Origin of the sequence: Xenorhabdus innexi (assembly GCF_002632485.1) — a bacterium.
Classification (GTDB): domain Bacteria; phylum Pseudomonadota; class Gammaproteobacteria; order Enterobacterales; family Enterobacteriaceae; genus Xenorhabdus; species Xenorhabdus innexi.
This window is the reverse complement of the sequence record NZ_NIBU01000002.1, coordinates 145,681-164,504: the sequence shown is the minus strand read 5'-3', so window position 1 is coordinate 164,504 and position 18,824 is coordinate 145,681. Positions and strand designations below refer to the sequence as shown.

The window sequence follows — 18,824 nt, the reverse complement described above, 5'->3', positions numbered from 1 at the left end:
TTGCAGGTAAATAGGTGTTATATGAGCCTGCTCCAAAATGAAAGATGGAACAGGCATCAACAAAATATTCTGATAGAACGTACGGATGATTATAAAAGTTGTGATAAGCGATTCAAATCTGACTGAATCGCTCCGGCAGTGACATCACGCCCTGCTCCCGGGCCACGAATAACCAGAGGATTATCGCGATACCAACGGCTTTCTATGGCGAACACATTATCTCCCGGCAATAGTGAGGCCAAAGGGTGTTCTGGACGAACCGCTTCTACCCCGACTTTAGCCTTACCTTTGGCGTCAAAACGAGCAACATAACGCAGTACCATTCCCATTTCACGCGCCGCTTCCAACCGTTTCTGCATCTGTTCATTGATAGCTGAACTGTTCTCAAAAAACTCGTCAACCGAGCCAACGTTAGCTTCTGGTGGTACAAGTGATTCTATCCGCACCTGATCCGGTTCTATCTCATAACCAGCCTCACGAGCCAGAATCACCAGCTTACGCATCACATCCTGACCAGAAAGATCAACACGGGGATCAGGCTCGGTTAACCCTTGTTGCCATGCCTGCTCCACCAGCTCACTGAAAGGAACTGTGCCATCAAACTGTAGGAACAGCCACGATAATGTGCCGGAAAAAATGCCACTGATAGACAGGATCGTATCGCCGCTTTCCCGCAAATCCCTGACGGAATAGTTAATCGGCAACCCTGCACCAACAGTTGCGTTGTATAGCCAGTGACGACCTGTCTTTGCAAAAGCATCCCGGATCATACGATAAGTATTACTGTCAGATGCACCAGCAGCCTTATTGGCGCTAATCACATGGAAACCATAACTGGCAAAATCGATATAATTACCCGCCAGCTCGCCACTTGCCGTCACATCAAGCACCACCAAATCATCATATGGATGTGCCCGCATCCACAAAAACAGCTCATCATCAGCATGATTAGTGGCTTCATCATTAAAGAATGCCAGCGCCCGGCTCGCATCAATCCCCTGATAATTCAGCAGGCTGCGGCGACTATCAACAATTCCAGCCAGAATAAATTCAAAATCACTGCGCGCTGAGATATTTTTCTGTTCACGGGCAAACAGTTCCAGCCAGCGTGAACCAATATTTCCTTTCCCGAACAGTACCAGACCAATCTGTTTTTCGGCCCGGAACAGGCTCTGATGCAGCCCCTGAATCAGATGTGATGTCTGACTCAGACGCAGCACGGCAACCAGACTGATATCATCTTCAGCATGCCAGATAAATTCAACCGGCTGGTCTTTCAGCTGCTGATAAAAACGATGGCTGTGCAATGGATTTTCACATACTCCTGCGCCAACCAGCGCCACCAGAGAAAGCCCTTCCCGCAGGGAAAGTTTGCCCGGTAAAGAGGCATCCTGTAATACATCAAGAGCACTGTTCACAATTTCGGAGGTATAACAAAGCTGGATCAAATTGCAGTCAGTATGTAGCCCCGTCGCCAATGGCCGGATTTGAGCGCGCTTCAGTAATGAGTCGATATCTTTATAAGTTTGTTTGAAATCGAGCGCAGAAAAAAGGTGTAACTCAATCAGGCAGACATCATCGTGGCTGGTCACAATTTTTGCTCCCATTCCTGATGCCAGAACCCGTTCAATGCGGGTAGAACCCTGCTCAGGCTGGTAACTGCAACGTAATTGCAGCTCGATATCACTGAGGGAAACGGGCTGTAATGTCCGGGTGTGAAGTACAGGAGCAGCCAGACGCGCCAGTTCGCTGGCCTCATCCAGACGCAATAATGGCAGCAGACACGCATCGCTGACTTTACGTGGATCTGCACTGTAAACCCCGGCCACATCACTCCAGATTGTCACTTTTTTAGCACCTGCTAATGCACCGACCTGTGTTGCAGAATAGTCACTGCCATTGCGGCCTAATAAGACGGTTTCTCCCTTTTGGTTACTGGAGATAAAACCGGTCACCACCAGACGCTTATCAGAATTCTTAACTAATAATTGGCTCAGTAAAGGCTGAGATAAGGTAACGTCAACCTGCGGCTGAGCCGCCCGTTCAGCCCGCAGGAACTGACGCGCATCCAGCCATGCACTGGGAATTCCCTGAGATTCAAGCACTGCGGCCATCAGGCGGGCAGACCATATCTCACCATGACCAACAACTTCTGCATAGGTAATATCACTCACTGGCTTATCCAGTAGTGCACTCAGCCTTTCCAAATCAGCAATAAAATGTGTGATTAGGGTTTCTGCGGCGGCTTCTGGTAATAACCCCCGGATGAGCTCCTGCTGATAACGCCGTAACGACTGCTGAACCTGATGCGCTGAAATCCGGTCATTCTGGCTCAGTTTCAGCCAGTCAATCAGTTGATTCGTCGTACTACCCGCTGCGGATACCACCATCAAATCACCGGGCTGGCTATAGTTCGCCATAATATCCGCAACCCGCTTGTAACATTTCACATCCGCAAGACTGCTGCCGCCAAATTTATGTAACTGGCGGCCAGATTCCGCCCCCGCTGTTGCCAGTTCAACCATAATGAATGCTTACCTCGTTGCCGCTGCCTGAAATGCACTATCCAGATCAGCAATTAAATCCTGACTATCTTCTATTCCCACAGAGATACGAAGAAGTGAATCTGTAATCCCTGCCTGTTCCCTTGCTTCTGCCGACATACCAGCATGTGTCATCGTAGCAGTATGAGAAATTAATGATTCCACACCACCCAGTGATTCAGCCAGAGTAAATAATTTTAACGCAGATAAAAAGCGATGCATTGTCTGCTCATCACCATCAAGTTCAAAACTCAGCATCGCACCAAATCCTGCCTGCTGCTGACGTGCGATATCATGCCCCGGATGATCTTTCAGCCCCGGATAATAGAGTTTTTTCACCTGTGATTGTTTTTGTAAGGAACGTTTTTGCAGATATTCCGCAATAACAGCCGCATTATTTTGCTGTAGAAGTACTCTGGCTGATAATGTCCGAATTCCCCGCAACAACAAATAACTGTCAAATGCTCCGCCTGTTACGCCGATATTATTCGCCCACCAAGCCAAATCTTCAGCAATGGCCGGATCTTTGGCAATCACGGCTCCAGCAATCAAATCAGAATGTCCATTCAGGTATTTTGTGCAGGAATGCACGACCAAATCTGCGCCCAAATCCAAAGGCTTCTGTAATACCGGACTCAGGAATGTGTTATCAACTACCGTTAATGCACCGGCTTCATGAGCCAGTTCACAGATATACCGGATATCCACAATCCGCAACAATGGATTACTGGGTGTTTCAATCAATACCAGTTTGGGCTTTTGGGCAAGAGCCTGTTTCAACGCTGAACCGTCCGATTGATCCACAAAAATAACATTGTAAGCTCCACGGCGGCTTAAACTGTCAAACAGGCGATAACTCCCGCCATAGCAATCATGGGGAGCCACCAGCAAATCCCCCGGCTGTAGGAATACAGTGCACAACAGATGGATAGCGGACATACCACTGCTGGTCATCACCGCTCCTGCTCCGCCTTCCAGCTCAGCCAGAACCTGCTGGACAACATCACGACCGGGATTACCACGCCGGGAATAGTCATGCGCTCTCGGTTCATTAAATCCGGTGAAATTATACGTACTGGAAAGATAGACAGGAGGAACAACGCAGCCATATTGTTCATCAACATTTATACCGCTCTGAACTGCAATCGTTGCTTGTTTAAAACCCGCTATTTGTTTACACCCCATAAGCTCTACCTGTTATTTTATTTTAGGAGTGACAGAAGAATAACCGCCAGAAATATAGACGTCAACACATCTAGACATCCAAAATAATTTACGCTTTAATAATACAATCCGACTATTACCCCTGTTTTGATATCAGATTAGGGCATATTTTCTGAATTCCTTAACCGTAGCGATATAGTCAATAGGGGAGATATGCTAAAATGCTGAATTATCGACACGAACATAGTTCAGAAATAATTTATTTTATTTCTGATTTCAATTGCTTGATTTAAAACTATTTAAGGTATCTCATGGCTGAGTGGAATGGTGAGTATGTCAGCCCTTATGCTGAACATGGCAAAAAAAGTGAACAGGTCAAAAAAATTACGGTTTCAATTCCATTAAAGGTATTGAAGATCCTGACTGATGAACGTACCCGTCGTCAGGTAAATAATTTGCGTCATGCAACAAATAGCGAATTGCTGTGTGAGGCGTTTCTCCATGCGTTCACCGGCCAGCCTCTGCCTGACGATGATGACTTACGCAAAGAGCGTCATGATGAAATCCCTGAAGCAGCCAAAGTCATAATGCGTGAATGTGGGATCGATCCCGAAACTTGGGAATATTGATATTTTCTTTATCTCAACTCGTTGTTTCTATGTTGTACTACGAGTTGTGCTGCGACTTGAAACAACCAGAATATGTAATTAAAACAAAAACGCCCAGTGCATACACCGGGCGTTTTTGCTTGGCAGTAAGAATTACTTCTTAGCGCCTGGAACGCTGAAACGTTTGTTAAAGCGATCAACACGACCACCAGTCGCAACGTCACGCTGCTTACCAGTGTAGAACGGGTGGCATGCACCACAAACGTCCAGGTTCAGATCGTGACCAGTAGATTTGATTTTGATAACGTTACCGCAAGAGCAGGATGCAGTAATTTCTTCGTATTTAGGGTGAATACCTTGTCTCATGGGAAAACCTCTGTTAAGGCCGTGTCGCTATCCGGCCTTATTGCCGCCAGACACCACACGTCGTGTTGATTAAAATAAGTTCGGTAATTTTTGTACCAAAGGCGGCGGATCATACAGAATATCGTTTTATTGCGCAATGAAATCTGCTGAGTTGCTATGATACTCTTTGTTTATCTGTTTGCCATTAATCATCTGGAAATCACTTTATGACAGTTGTTCAGGTTGCGTTACCTGTCCCTTTGGCCCGCTCTTTTGATTACCTGTTACCTGAAGGATTGCCCGTTCCCGCTCTAGGAATAAGGGTTCGCGTACCTTTTGGCAAACGCAGTGCAATCGGTATTGTTACCGGGATCACCGATAACAGTGAATTCTCGCCTGAACAACTGAAATCAATTACTGAACTTCTTGATGAATCAACACTTTTCCCTGACGATCTCTGGCATTTGCTTCAGTGGTCTGCCAGCTATTATCACTACCCACTCGGAGAAGTGCTTTTTCATGCTATGCCTGTTTTGCTGCGGCAGGGCAAACCGGCTGAATTTTCCCCACTCTGGCAATGGCAGATCACAGAAACTGGTCAGCAAGTACCACCAGAGCAGCTTAAACGCTCCGCCAAACAGCAACAGGCATTAGCCAGACTGCGCCAGCAATCCGTTTATCGTCATCAGGTTTCTGAATTAGAAATCAGCGAAAGTGCACTACAGGCACTGAAAAAAAAAGGACTCATTGAATTACATCCGGTACAACCGGAAGCTGAGAATTGGCATGAGCATTTTCAGATTATCGGCGAACGCCTGAAACTCAACGCTGAACAAGCCACAGCAGTTGGGGCTATTCGTGCAGAAGATCAAACTTTCTCTCCCTGGTTACTTGCCGGTATCACGGGTTCAGGCAAAACTGAAGTTTACCTGAGTGTGTTGGAAAATATTCTGGAACAGGGAAAGCAGGCGTTAATTTTAGTCCCTGAAATTGGTTTAACCCCCCAGACTATCCGACGGTTCAGAGAGCGTTTCAAAGCGCCTGTCGATGTACTGCATTCAGCCCTGAATGACAGTGAAAGATTATCAGTATGGCTAAGAGCCAGACGAGGAGAAAATGCGATTGTCATCGGCACCCGCTCCGCACTGTTTACGCCTTTTGCTCACTTAGGTGTCATCATTATTGATGAAGAACATGACAGTTCTTATAAACAACAGGAGGGCTGGCGCTATCATGCCCGTGATCTGGCGGTATTCCGGGCCAAAAAAGAGAGTATTCCCATCATTCTGGGAACAGCGACCCCTGCACTGGAGACATTGCATAATGTACAGCAGGGTAAATACCGACAGCTTACTTTGACTAAACGAGCAGGTCACGCGCAGCCAGCAACTCAGCACTTGTTGGATATGAAAGGCTTGCCGTTGACTGTCGGTTTATCTCAACCACTGATTAACCGCATTAGAGAACATTTAAAAGCCGATAATCAGGTAATTCTGTTCCTGAATCGGCGCGGTTATTCACCGGCCCTGCTCTGCCATGAGTGTGGCTGGATAGCCGAATGTCAGCGTTGTGACCACTATTACACGCTTCATCAGAATCATCGCCATCTGCGTTGTCATCACTGCGATAGTCAACGACCCATTCCGCGCCAGTGTCCGCAATGCGGGACAACAAATCTCATTCCGGTAGGACTGGGAACGGAGCAGCTTGAAGATGGTATCAGCCAATTATTTCCCGATATTCCTGTTACGCGCATCGATAGAGATACGACCAGCCGCAAAGGTGCTTTGGAGCAACAGCTGGCTGATGTCCATCAGGGAGGCGCCCGTATTCTGATCGGAACCCAAATGCTGGCAAAAGGCCACCATTTCCCCGATGTCACACTCGTTGCTTTACTGGATGTCGACGGCGCGCTGTTTTCTGCCGATTTCCGCGCCGCTGAGCGCTTTGCACAATTGTATACTCAGGTTTCTGGGCGGGCAGGACGTGCCGGAAAACAGGGAGAAGTGGTACTTCAGACACATCATCCTGAACACCCGCTTTTACAGATATTGCTGGAAAAAGGCTATGATAAATTTGCCCAGCAAGCAATAGAAGAGCGTCAGCAAGTTCTTTTACCTCCTTTTGTCAGCCATATCATGCTGCGATCAGAAGATCACGATAACCAACAGGCACCTGCTTTTTTACAGCAACTGCGCCAGCTATTTGAACAACATCCCCTGCATAATGAACAGCTATGGATTATGGGCCCAGTCCCCGCTTTGCAGGCCAAACGCAGTGGTCGTTATCGCTGGCAATTACTGATACAGCATCCTTCACGTATTTTTCTTCAGAAAATGATGACAGAGATCTATCCGGGTATTACAGCATTGCCACTGGGACGTAAAGTAAAGTGGAATATTGATGTCGACCCGACTGAAAGTTGATGAAAACACGCTCCCTGTGCTGTTATAAAAAACTCAAAATCACGCAAAAGTCCATGAAAACAGTAAAGCTTATTTCCTTAATTTGCGAAGCAGCTCTAAGAAATGATGCGTATCACATTTTTTATGCAAACAAAGTAACGGCTTGAACTGTTAATCTGTTTAAAATGGATTTATTAATATGACTGTAGAAAACGAACCCGCCAGCGTTTCACCCACAGAAATGACTGGCGTTTTTTTGACGTTAATTTTTTTTATTTGCGGATAGCAATCGTTTTACTGCCGGTAAAAAGCGAGGAGTGGCTATGGAAAAAAAGAATTGTGCACTGGCGACAATGAAAGATGTAGCCAAAGTAGCAGGTGTTTCTACCGCAACTGTATCAAGAACGCTAATGAATCCTGATAAAGTTTCTGCACACACCCGCCAAAAAGTAGAAAATGCAGTACTGGAAGTGGGCTACTACCCCCATAATCTCACTAAAAATTTAAGGCGGAATGAATCCAGAGCCATTCTGGTCATTGTTCCCAATATCTGTGATCCTTTCTTCAATGAAATTATCCGTGGCATTGAGGAAGCCGCTGCACAACATGGCTATCTGGTTCTGATTGGAGACTGTAAACACCAACAGCAACAGGAACATGCCTTTATTAACCTGCTGATCACCAAACGTATTGATGGCATGATACTGCTCGGCTCAAATATTCCGTTCGATGTTTCCAAAGAAGAACAGAAAAATATGCCTCCCATGGTAATGGCTAACGAATTCGCACCTGAGCTGGAGCTGCCTACCGTCCATATTGATAACCTGACCTCTGCTTTCAATGCTACTCACCACCTGCAAGCACTCGGCCATAAGCGCATCGCCTGTATTAGTGGGCCAGAATCAATGCCCCTGTGCCAGTATCGGCTTCAGGGTTACATTCAGGCGTTACGCCGTGCCGGTATCCCTATCCGGGATGAATACATTATCAGTGGGGATTTTACCCATGAAAGTGGCGCTGAATTAGCAGGAAAACTGCTCACTCTTCCCAAGCCCCCCACCGCTATTTTCTGCCATAGTGATGTCATGGCAATCGGTGCTATGTGGCAAGCTAAAAAAATGGGGTTAAAATTACCAGAAGATCTTTCCATTATTGGTTTTGATAATATCAGTATGGCGCAATATAGCGATCCCCCGCTGACAACCGTGGCTCAGCCATGTTATGACATTGGGCATAATTCAATGCTTTTGCTGCTGGAACAACTTCAGGGCCGTATGGTTTCGAAAGGTTCACGATTACTGGATGCCGAACTTCTTATTCGTGGAAGTACTTGTCCGCCTAAAAGCTAGGCAAATTGCGGTATGTTCAGTAACATTAGGTATTTACTCCTTAATTTTTTAATAACTCAGCGAATTAAATACAGTGGCACAACGAGATTATGTGGGTCGCGGGCATGCTAATCCCCGCAAAAAAGGTTCTGGTAAGAAAAAAAAACAGGCTAAAGGGCTGCCTAAAACACTACTAGTCATTGCTGTAGCCCTGATCGTCACATTTATTAGTGGGCTTTATTTCATCACACACACTAAACATAAAAATGAAAAAAATATACCGCCGGTTGCTCACCAGCCTAAAGGCCATAGCCTGCCACCAAAACCGGAAGAACGCTGGAGCTACATTAAAGAGCTGGAAAACCGGCCTGTTGGCCTGCCATCAATTCAGGATTCATCGACAGCACCGGCTCAGCCAAACAACCGGCCAACAGAGCTGACCCCTGAGCAACGCCAGTTACTTGACCAGATGCAGGCCGATATGCGTCAGGCTCCTGTTCAATTAGCTGAAGTGCCCTATAACAGTCAATCGGTGCCGCGCTCACGTGTAATTATCAATCCTCCGGCACAAACGCTACCTTCAGAATATGCACCACAGCAAAATAAGTCGTCAGTACCACTCCAGCCGTCTCAGGCACAGGTGCCTCAACCTCAGGCATCCGATAAAACCAGTAAGTCAAAGGCAGAGACGAATGAATCACGATTAATGTTACAATGCGGTTCGTTCCGTACGATGGAACAGGCAGAATCTGTCCGTGCCAACCTTGCGCTGGCAGGTATTGAGAGTAAGATCACTACCAAGGACAGTTGGAACCGAGTGGTATTAGGGCCGTATAAAAACAAAGAAAGTGCAGAAAAAATGCACAGACGTGTTACTAATACAGGTATTCCCAGCTGTATTCTCCGCCCTGCCGGGGGTTGAAAAATCAAAAAGTTCCCCCCATCTTGATCTCTAATAACGTATACACGCTGATTTTGATAAACAATTACGGCTTATCAGCCAAGGTCTTGGTAAATAAAAGCAGCGTGTATGCCATCTTCATATTTTGTAACCAGGGGCTAACTCGTGACTACAATCGTAAGTGTTCGCCGTAATGGCCAGGTCGTCATCGGTGGTGATGGACAAGCAACAATGGGCCATACCGTTATGAAAGGCAATGTTCGCAAAGTACGCCGCCTTTATAATGACAAAGTTATTGCAGGTTTTGCTGGCGGCACCGCAGATGCCTTTACCCTATTCGAGCTGTTTGAACGCAAACTGGAAATGCATCAGGGGCACCTGACCAAAGCTGCTGTTGAACTTGCAAAAGATTGGCGGACAGACAGAATGCTCCGTAAGCTGGAAGCCCTGCTTGCCGTTGCAGATGAAAGTGCATCTCTGATTATTACAGGTAATGGTGACGTGATTCAGCCAGAAAATGATCTGATCGCTATTGGCTCAGGTGGTTCATATGCACAGGCTGCTGCGCGCGCAATGCTGGAAACCACTGAACTCAGTGCCCGCGAAATCGCAGAACGCGCCCTGACTATCGCTGGCGATATCTGTATCTACACCAACCAAAATCATAACTTCGAAGAACTGCCTTCAAAAGCGTAAGGATAGATAGCATGTCTGAAATGACTCCTCGCGAAATTGTCAGCGAACTTGACAACCACATCATCGGTCAGGATAAAGCAAAGCGTGCTGTTGCCATCGCTCTGCGTAACCGCTGGCGTCGTATGCAGTTAGATGAATCACTGCGTTACGAAGTGACTCCGAAAAATATTCTGATGATTGGCCCAACTGGTGTTGGTAAAACCGAAATCGCCCGTCGTCTGGCTAAACTGGCCAATGCTCCTTTTATCAAAGTTGAAGCAACAAAATTCACTGAAGTGGGTTATGTCGGTAAGGAAGTTGATTCCATTATCCGCGATCTGACTGATGCGGCAGTCAAAATGGTGCGCCTGCAATCCATTGAGAAAAACCGCTATCGCGCTGAAGAACTGGCAGAAGAACGCATTCTGGATGTTTTGCTGCCTCCGGCGAAAAACAACTGGGGACAAGCTGAAGAGCAGCCGGAACAATCTTCAACCCGTCAGACATTCCGCAAGAAACTGCGTGAAGGTCAGCTGGATGAGAAAGAGATTGAAATCGAAGTGGCTGCTGCGCCGGTTGGTGTCGAAATCATGGCGCCTCCGGGCATGGAAGAAATGACCAACCAATTACAGTCTATGTTCCAGAACCTGTCTGGTCAGCGTCAGAAAAGCCGTAAGATGAAAATCAAAGACGCATTCAAGCTGCTGGTGGAAGAAGAAGCTGCGAAGCTGGTGAATCCTGAAGAACTGAAACAACAGGCCATTGATGCGGTTGAACAGCACGGCATCGTCTTTATTGATGAAATCGATAAAATCTGTAAACGTGGTCAGAGTTCCGGCCCAGATGTTTCCCGTGAAGGTGTCCAGCGCGACCTGCTACCATTGGTTGAAGGTTGTACTGTTTCCACCAAGCATGGCATGGTAAAAACCGACCATATTCTGTTCATTGCTTCTGGTGCATTTCAGGTTTCCAGCCCTTCCGATTTGATCCCGGAACTACAGGGTCGTCTGCCGATCCGCGTCGAATTGGAAGCTTTGACTACCGAAGATTTTGAACGCATTCTGACAGAGCCAAATGCTTCACTGACAGAACAGTACAAAGCATTAATGGCAACAGAAGGCATGCACATTGAATTTACCGCTGATGGTATTCGCAAAATCGCAGAAGCTGCATGGCAGGTTAATGAAACAACCGAAAATATTGGTGCCCGCCGTCTGCATACTGTTCTTGAGCGTATGATGGAAGATATCTCTTTCGACGCCAGCGAATCTCAGGGTCAGTCAGTAGAAATTAACGCTGACTACGTCAAAACCCACTTAGATGAGCTGGTCGCTGATGAAGATCTGAGCCGATTCATCCTGTAATCGAGCTGGATTCTGCTTAATCACAGTAAAAATGGAATGGGAGGCTTGCCTCCCATTTCTCTATTTTGCTTAAATCAAAATTTATACCCAATGAATTTCAAGATGCATCGCGGCGGCAAGGGAATGACAAATTCGTCGGGAACGAATTTGCCCAGCCAAAGGCTGGCCTCCGGTGAGAGGCAGGAGCCTCTCAGTAATCTCCAGAAGCATAGATAACTATGTGACTGGGGTGAGTGAACGCAGCCAACAAAGAGGCGGCTTGAAAGACGAAGGGTATATCACACATGACATATTTGATGACAATATGAACTCAACAACGACAAGCAGTCAAATACAGGCATGGCTGGAAAGTTTGCGTCCGAAGACCCTTCCGCTGGCTATCGCTGCGATTATGACAGGCTCCGCCCTTGCTTCATGGAGCGGTCATTTTAGCTGGTCTGTGGCGTTATTAGCTTTCCTGACCGCCTCCCTGCTACAAATTCTGTCCAACCTTGCCAATGATTACGGTGATGTCACCAAAGGCAGTGATACAGAACAGCGTATCGGTCCAAAGCGGGGGATGCAAAAAGGACTGATTACCGCCCAACAAATGAAAACCGCACTAAAAATTACTGTGCTGCTCTCCTGTTTGTCAGGCATTGCTCTTATCACTGCCGCCTGCCAAAGCACCAGCGATATTATCGGTTTTCTGGGATTAGGTTTACTGGCAATTATTGCAGCAATTACTTATACGGTAGGTGCCAAACCATACGGCTATATGGGGCTGGGTGATCTTTCTGTCCTGATTTTCTTTGGCTGGTTAAGTGTTCTTGGTACCTATTATTTACAGGCCCATACTTTTTCTTTAAGTACCGTTCTGCCAGCCACTGCCTGTGGTTTACTCTCTGTCGCTGTGTTAAATATTAACAATCTGCGGGATATCGAAACAGACAGCCAAAATGGCAAAAATACACTGGCAGTCAGGCTTGGTGGCACAAAAGCCCGTTATTACCACGCCGCTCTGCTTGCGGGAGCGATGTTCTGCTTTATTGCCTTTACGCTTCTGTATCTGAACAACTGGTATAGCTGGTTATTTTTACTTGCCTCACCCATGCTATTGAAGCATGTTTTGCAGGTACTGCGCGATCCAACTGCCGAAGGTATGCGTCCCCAGTTGGTGCAGATGGTCAAAGTAGCACTCTTGACCAATATCCTGTTTTCTATAGGATTAATACTTAATTAAGCGAGTACATATCAATTTTATACTCACGTTTTAAGATTGATGATTTTGCCAACACTGGCCTTAAAAGGATATACTGTCCGTTCCTTGCATAAACCAGACGTAAATCCCATGAAATATGATACTTCCGAACTTTGTGATATCTATCAAGAAGATGTGAATGTGGTAGAACCATTATTTTCCAACTTTGGTGGGCGTACTTCATTTGGTGGTCAAATCATCACAGTGAAATGTTTCGAAGACAACGGACTGCTCTATGACTTGCTGGAAGAGCAAGGTCGCGGGCGGATTTTGCTTGTTGATGGTGGCGGATCGGTACGCAAGGCTCTGGTTGATGCCGAGCTGGCTCAACTTGCAGTTAATAACGAATGGGAAGGCATTGTCGTTTATGGCGCAGTGCGTCAGGTAGACTACCTTGCTGAATTTGATATCGGTATTCAGGCGATGGCTGCAATCCCGGCAGGCTCCAGCAGTGAAGGCATTGGGGACAGCGATATCAGAGTGAATTTTGGCGGAGTGACTTTCTTTTCCGGTGATTATCTTTATGCTGACAATACGGGAATGATTTTATCAGAAGTTCCGCTGGAAATTGATGAAGATGAATATAATAATGCCGTGTAATAACCGCTGTAATAAATAACCGATCGTCCTGCCATCACTCCCTATTCAGGGTGAGGCAGTCGCATGAGACAGATTTATAAAAAAGGGCGCAGTAACTCTCGCCCTTTTTTTGCAAAATCATTTTCTACAAGACAATCTTTTTGTAAAGCTGCCTTTCTGTAAAAAAACCAGCAGAGACTTTATTGCACGTCTTCCATTTTACCCAACAAGGTACGCAGGCGATCCTGCCATGCTGATTGTTCTTGTTTAAGCTGCTCATTTTCACGTACCAGTGAATCACGGCTGTCGGCCGCATTCTGGACATCCTGAGATAGCACTGCGTTCTGTTCCTTTAATTCTTCAATTTCCATTTGCAGCAAAGTAATGGTATCAATTGCCTGCTGAACTTTAGATTCCAGCTTTTCAAAAACTTCAAATGACATTCTCGAGCCCCTCTTATAAGCAATGCCTTGATTGTATTTAGCCTGCTAGCGCCTGTCTAGTTTCATACTTCTAATGTGTGGCATATACCCTTCATCTTGCGAGCTGCCTCCGTGTTCACGACACGAGGTAACCCGAAATATACCGGGTATAACGAGAAATATAGTGACTAATCCTAAATGAAGATAAGATCACATTTCAACGACAAATAAAACCACAATTAAATGCGAATTCGCTCATTTTGTTGACGCAACACGCAGATTTCAATTTCGCTATTTCTCGTTTCCGCTCATTAACGATAAATTCACACCACCTTTCTCTGCGTAATCAGAACGCCGTAAGAAAGGACTAATAATTAATCTCCTCTCTGTACTTTTTTATAGGATATAGAAATGAGCCAGACCACTACTCCAACATTATCAGGTCAATGTATTTCAGAGTTTCTGGGTACAGCGTTGCTTGTATTCTTCGGCTTAGGCTGTGTTGCTGCTGCACGTGTTGCAGGAGCACAGCTTGGCCTGTGGGAAATCAGCATTATCTGGGGCTTTGGCGTTGCCCTGGCTGTTTACCTTACTGCCGGAATTTCCGGTGCACACCTTAATCCAGCAGTAACTATTGCTCTATGCCTATTTGCCAGTTTTGACAGAAAAAAAGTGCTTCCTTACATCATTGCCCAAATGCTGGGCGGTTTTGTCGCCGCAGCTATTGTCTATATGATGTATTACAACCTTTTCCTTGATTATGAGCAAGTTCACAACATTGTTCGTGGGTCACAAGAAAGCCTTTTCACGGCTGGCGTCTTTTCCACTTACCCTGCATCACAAATATCCGTATTTCATGCATTTATTATTGAAGTTATCATCGCGGCTGTTTTGCTTTGCCTGATCCTAGCTCTGACAGACGATGGCAACGGTATTCCACGTGGCCCTTTGGCACCATTGACTATCGGTATTCTGATTGCCGTTATCGGTGGTTCTTTTGGCCCTCTGACCGGGTTTGCTCTAAATCCCGCTCGTGATTTTGGGCCTAAATTAGTTGCTTATCTTGCCGGATGGGGAAATATTGCTCTGACCGGAGGTCGGGATATCCCTTATTTCCTTGTTCCATTGGTAGCCCCCATTGTTGGTGCCATTCTGGGTGCATTTGGTTACCGCAAACTAATTTCCCGCCATTTGCCACGTGAAAATTAGTTTTGCCTATATTCAGAGATGATAACAGATTAAAAAATAAAAAATTATTAAATAAGACCAGGTTATAGTTATGACAACAGAAAATACCACTGATAAAAAATATATCGTTGCGCTGGATCAGGGAACAACCAGCTCACGGGCTGTGATACTTGATCATGATGCCAATATTGTCAGTATTTCACAGCGTGAATTTCCACAAATATACCCTAAACCAGGCTGGGTAGAACATGATCCGATGGAAATTTGGGCCAGCCAAAGTTCAACACTGGTTGAAGTACTGGCAAAAGCAGATATCCGTTCAGATCAAATTGCCAGTATCGGCATTACGAATCAACGGGAAACCACAATTGTCTGGGAAAAAGAGACGGGCAAGCCAGTTTATAATGCCATTGTATGGCAGTGCCGCCGGACCGCAGATATCTGTACCCGCCTGAAGAAAAAAGAAGGGCTGGAAGAATATATCCGTCATAACACTGGTCTGGTTATCGACCCTTATTTTTCCGGGACAAAAATAAAATGGATTCTGGATAATGTTGAAGGTATCCGCCATCGCGCTGAAAATGGTGAACTGCTGTTTGGTACGGTTGATACATGGCTGGTCTGGAAAATGACCCAAGGTCGCGTACATGTTACCGACTATACCAACGCATCCCGTACCATGCTGTTCAACATCCATGACCTCGACTGGGATCAGAAGATCCTTGATGAGCTGGAAATTCCCCGCGTTATGCTGCCAAAAGTTGCGGCCTCTTCTGCAATTTATGGTCAGACTAACATCGGCGGTAAAGGCGGCACACGTATTCCGATCGCTGGTATTGCCGGTGATCAGCAGGCCGCACTTTACGGCCAGCTGTGTGTCAATCCGGGCATGGCAAAGAATACTTATGGCACTGGCTGCTTCCTGCTGATGAATACAGGAACTGATGCAGTACGCTCCAGCCACGGCTTGCTGACCACTATCGCCTGTGGACCGCGAGGAGAAGTTAATTACGCTCTGGAAGGTGCGGTATTCGTCGGAGGGGCATCTATCCAGTGGCTGCGTGATGAACTGAAACTTATCGCAGATGCAGCAGACTCCGAATACTTCGCCACAAAAGTGCAGGACAGCAACGGTGTTTATGTTGTTCCGGCCTTTACCGGACTTGGCGCGCCTTATTGGGACCCTTACGCCCGTGGCGCCATTTTCGGACTGACCCGCGGAGCAAACAGCAACCACATTATTCGGGCAACGCTTGAATCAATCGCTTACCAGACTCGTGATGTATTGGATGCAATGCAGGCTGATTCCGGTGCACGTTTGCAGGCGCTGCGTGTAGATGGTGGTGCAGTGGCGAATAATTTCCTGATGCAGTTCCAGTCTGACATCCTCGGCACTCGTGTAGAGCGGCCTGAAGTCCGCGAAAGTACCGCATTAGGTGCGGCATTCCTTGCTGGTCTGGCTGTCGGATTCTGGAAAGATCTTGATGAAGTGAAAAGTAAGGCGATCATCGAAAAAGAGTTCCGCCCCGGCATCGAAACCACAGAGCGCAATCACAAATACAATGGCTGGAAAAAAGCTGTTGCCCGCGCTCAGGAATGGGAAGACCGTGCTTAACGCTTAAAAGGGAAGCTCTGACAAAACAATGTCAGAGCTTTTTAGCCGTCTGTTTAGATGCCAGTGCGATTTTACTGGCTGCAACCTGAAAGGTATTCTGTACCTCAGGCTGTGTGCTCCTGCTGCTGGATCTTCTGAGAGATAGGCAGCCAGCACAATAAAATAAGCACTGCCATACAGAACATCAGCATACCAACGCTGAATTGGCTATTTTGCGGCAACATCGCCGATAACCATGTGGTCACCCCCGAACCTACATTCTGTAATCCACCGACCAAAGCCCCTGCCGCACCAGCCAGATAAGGGAATGGTTCCATCGCACCGGTAGTCGCCAGCGGAAACAACATACCCGCGCCAAAAAAGAACAACGCAGCCGGAAGCAGCAACGTCCAGACATTCATAATGCCAAACCAGCCGGGTAGCCACATCAATGTCCCTGCCAGCAGACAGCAAATAACAGCTCTCCAGACCAGCTGATAAAACGTTTTGTTTTCACGTCCGGCATACCATGCGCCAAAAAATGCAGCCGGGATCGGCAGAATAAACAAAATACTGACGGTTAAGCTATCCAGCCCTAAAACTGCTCCCAGTAAAACCCCACAGCTGGCTTCAAAAACAGCCACACCTGCCAGACCGCCGATCAGCATAATCAGATAAGAAACAAAAATATCATTGGACAGCAACTGATGGAAGGAAACCAGCATTGTACTCTGCGCTGCCTGCTCTGGCCGGGTTTCCGGCAGGGAGCGGAATAAAAATAACAGCACGCTTGAACCCAGCAATAATAAAAACCAATAGCAGGCACGCCAGCCAAAATAATGACCCACTACACCACCTATCATTGGGGCTAATAAAGGACTAACCAATATCGCCATATTCAATAGGCTATTAGCACAACGCAGCGGTGATCCCGTATATAAATCTCTTGGCACAGTGCGTATCATGACACCAGCAACGCCTGTTCCCAGCCCCTGAAGTACACTGGCAATGACCAACACCAATAAACTGGGCGAAAACAAGGCGCATATTGTCGCAACCAGAAAAACGGACATTCCCGCCAAAATTACCGGACGACGACCGACTTTATCCGACAATGGACCATAAAAGAGCTGTGAAAACCCATAAGCAAACAAATAAGCTGCCATAACCCGTTGTACTTCACCTGCCGGTTTATTGAAGCTATTCGCCATATCAGCAATAACCGGTACATAAATTGTCTGGGTCATTTGCCCGACAGCGGCTAACGCAATTAACATCAGCAATAAATTTAAATGTGCTATTTTTTTCATCGCATTTACATACAATTTTATTTAAGCAAATAATATTAGTCTGATTAATATACACATTCTATTAATCAGGCGGTTCTGACGACGACAACAAAGCCCTCAGGTTATTAATAAACAAACCCGACATACTGGCTTCATTAGGTTAAATTTTACTGAGCAATGTATATTTTTATCGGCAGTATACAATTTTACATGAGGAAAAAATTGCAGTGACATCCCCCATCAATGTCAATAAAAGTGTACATATCCATCTTAAAATACAACAAAAATACAGTTAATTAGACTGCAACACGTAATCGATAAGGCTATTTCCCTCAATCGCGTAGAATCCAATTCACTCCGTACAATTCATACCGTAGTAAATTCACAGCGTAATAATAGTGCAGAGAGGCTAAATGCAATGGCAAACTGGGTTACAGGAAAAGTTACTAACATCACCAATTGGACAGACTCACTATTCAGTATCAAGCTACGCGCCCCAATAGAAAGATTTACGGCTGGCCAATTTGCAAAACTTGCTCTCGAAGTGGGAGGGGAACGCATCCAGCGCGCATATTCCTATATCAACGCCCCTAATGACGATAATCTTGAGTTTTATTTAGTCACCGTGCCAAAAGGAAAACTCAGCCCCCAGCTCGCTACTTTGCAGGCTGGAGATGAAGTACTGGTCACAGAACAGGCCGCAGGATTTTTTGTTCTTGATGAAGTGCCTGATTGCCAAAATCTCTGGATGCTCTCAACAGGAACAGGTATCGGACCTTACCTTTCTATTCTCCAGCAGGGAAATGATCTGGAGCGATTTGAAAATATTATTCTGGTTCATGCCGTCAGACGGGAGCAGGATTTAAGTTATTTACCGCTCATGCGGCAACTGCAAAAAACATTTCAGGGTAAATTGCGTGTCCAGACCATCGTCAGTCGGGAGCAGTGCCAGAATTCACTGATGGGGAGAATTCCGGCACTGATTGAAAATGGCGAAATGGAATCAGCCATCGGTTTAACAATGCAGGCGGAAAACAGCCACGTAATGTTGTGCGGAAATCCTCAGATGGTCAGAGATACTCAGCAATTGCTTAAAGAACAGCGTGGCATGATAAAGCACCTGCGCCGCAAACCGGGGCATGTTACCAGCGAGCAATATTGGTAATATATACTTCGTCT

General features: G+C 46.2%; 16 protein-coding genes. 11 read left to right on the top strand and 5 right to left on the bottom strand.

Features of this window, described 5'->3' with window-relative positions:
- Positions 1-89: 89 nt before the first annotated feature.
- Positions 90-2,525, bottom strand: coding sequence for a bifunctional aspartate kinase/homoserine dehydrogenase II (locus Xinn_RS01610; protein ID WP_086954981.1), 2,436 nt, complete (start codon positions 2,523-2,525; stop codon positions 90-92).
- A gap of 9 nt (positions 2,526-2,534) precedes the next feature.
- Positions 2,535-3,728: a cystathionine gamma-synthase gene (gene metB, locus Xinn_RS01605; RefSeq protein WP_086954980.1), complete on the bottom strand. Its 1,194-nt coding sequence runs from the start codon at positions 3,726-3,728 to the stop codon at positions 2,535-2,537.
- Between the two features lie 290 nt (positions 3,729-4,018).
- Here metB and metJ point away from each other — a divergent pair, with 290 nt between their 5' ends.
- On the top strand, positions 4,019-4,336 hold the full coding sequence (gene metJ, locus Xinn_RS01600; protein WP_086954979.1) for a met regulon transcriptional regulator MetJ: 318 nt from the start codon (positions 4,019-4,021) through the stop codon (positions 4,334-4,336).
- Between the two features lie 132 nt (positions 4,337-4,468).
- Here metJ and rpmE read toward each other — a convergent pair whose 3' ends face one another.
- On the bottom strand, positions 4,469-4,681 hold the full coding sequence (gene rpmE, locus Xinn_RS01595) for a 50S ribosomal protein L31 (protein ID WP_086954978.1): 213 nt from the start codon (positions 4,679-4,681) through the stop codon (positions 4,469-4,471).
- 206 nt (positions 4,682-4,887) lie between these two features.
- On the opposite strand from rpmE, the gene priA reads away from it, so the two are divergent.
- The 7 genes from priA to rraA all read left to right on the top strand — a co-directional run bounded on the left by priA (position 4,888) and on the right by rraA (position 13,173).
- On the top strand, positions 4,888-7,086 hold the full coding sequence (priA, locus tag Xinn_RS01590) for a primosomal protein N' (RefSeq protein ID WP_086954977.1): 2,199 nt from the start codon (positions 4,888-4,890) through the stop codon (positions 7,084-7,086).
- Positions 7,087-7,388: 302 nt separating this feature from the next.
- A complete protein-coding gene (cytR, locus tag Xinn_RS01585; RefSeq protein WP_086954976.1) occupies positions 7,389-8,414 on the top strand; it encodes a DNA-binding transcriptional regulator CytR in 1,026 nt (341 codons plus the stop codon).
- Between the two features lie 73 nt (positions 8,415-8,487).
- Positions 8,488-9,315: a cell division protein FtsN gene (gene ftsN, locus Xinn_RS01580; RefSeq protein ID WP_099137593.1), complete on the top strand. Its 828-nt coding sequence runs from the start codon at positions 8,488-8,490 to the stop codon at positions 9,313-9,315.
- Positions 9,316-9,459: 144 nt separating this feature from the next.
- A complete protein-coding gene (gene hslV, locus Xinn_RS01575) occupies positions 9,460-9,990 on the top strand; it encodes an ATP-dependent protease subunit HslV (protein WP_086954975.1) in 531 nt (176 codons plus the stop codon).
- 11 nt (positions 9,991-10,001) lie between these two features.
- Positions 10,002-11,333 (top strand): ATP-dependent protease ATPase subunit HslU, encoded by a 1,332-nt coding sequence (gene hslU / locus Xinn_RS01570; protein ID WP_086954974.1) that lies wholly within the window; start codon positions 10,002-10,004, stop codon positions 11,331-11,333.
- A 304-nt stretch (positions 11,334-11,637) separates the two neighbouring features.
- Complete coding sequence (locus Xinn_RS01565) at positions 11,638-12,555, top strand: 1,4-dihydroxy-2-naphthoate polyprenyltransferase (protein WP_086954973.1); 918 nt, start codon at positions 11,638-11,640, stop codon at positions 12,553-12,555.
- A gap of 108 nt (positions 12,556-12,663) precedes the next feature.
- Entirely contained in the window at positions 12,664-13,173 is a 510-nt protein-coding gene (gene rraA / locus Xinn_RS01560) for a ribonuclease E activity regulator RraA (protein ID WP_086954972.1), read from the top strand.
- A gap of 179 nt (positions 13,174-13,352) precedes the next feature.
- On the opposite strand, the gene zapB is transcribed toward rraA, so the two are convergent.
- Entirely contained in the window at positions 13,353-13,595 is a 243-nt protein-coding gene (gene zapB, locus Xinn_RS01555) for a cell division protein ZapB (RefSeq protein WP_086954971.1), read from the bottom strand.
- Between the two features lie 390 nt (positions 13,596-13,985).
- On the opposite strand from zapB, the gene Xinn_RS01550 reads away from it, so the two are divergent.
- On the top strand, positions 13,986-14,783 hold the full coding sequence (locus Xinn_RS01550; protein ID WP_086954970.1) for an MIP/aquaporin family protein: 798 nt from the start codon (positions 13,986-13,988) through the stop codon (positions 14,781-14,783).
- 70 nt (positions 14,784-14,853) lie between these two features.
- On the top strand, positions 14,854-16,377 hold the full coding sequence (glpK, locus tag Xinn_RS01545) for a glycerol kinase GlpK (protein ID WP_086954969.1): 1,524 nt from the start codon (positions 14,854-14,856) through the stop codon (positions 16,375-16,377).
- 104 nt (positions 16,378-16,481) lie between these two features.
- Here glpK and emrD read toward each other — a convergent pair whose 3' ends face one another.
- Positions 16,482-17,666, bottom strand: coding sequence for a multidrug efflux MFS transporter EmrD (emrD, locus tag Xinn_RS01540; protein WP_086954968.1), 1,185 nt, complete (start codon positions 17,664-17,666; stop codon positions 16,482-16,484).
- A gap of 397 nt (positions 17,667-18,063) precedes the next feature.
- Between emrD and fpr the strand changes: the two genes are divergently transcribed.
- On the top strand, positions 18,064-18,810 hold the full coding sequence (gene fpr, locus Xinn_RS01535) for a ferredoxin--NADP(+) reductase (RefSeq protein WP_086954967.1): 747 nt from the start codon (positions 18,064-18,066) through the stop codon (positions 18,808-18,810).
- Positions 18,811-18,824: the final 14 nt, after the last annotated feature.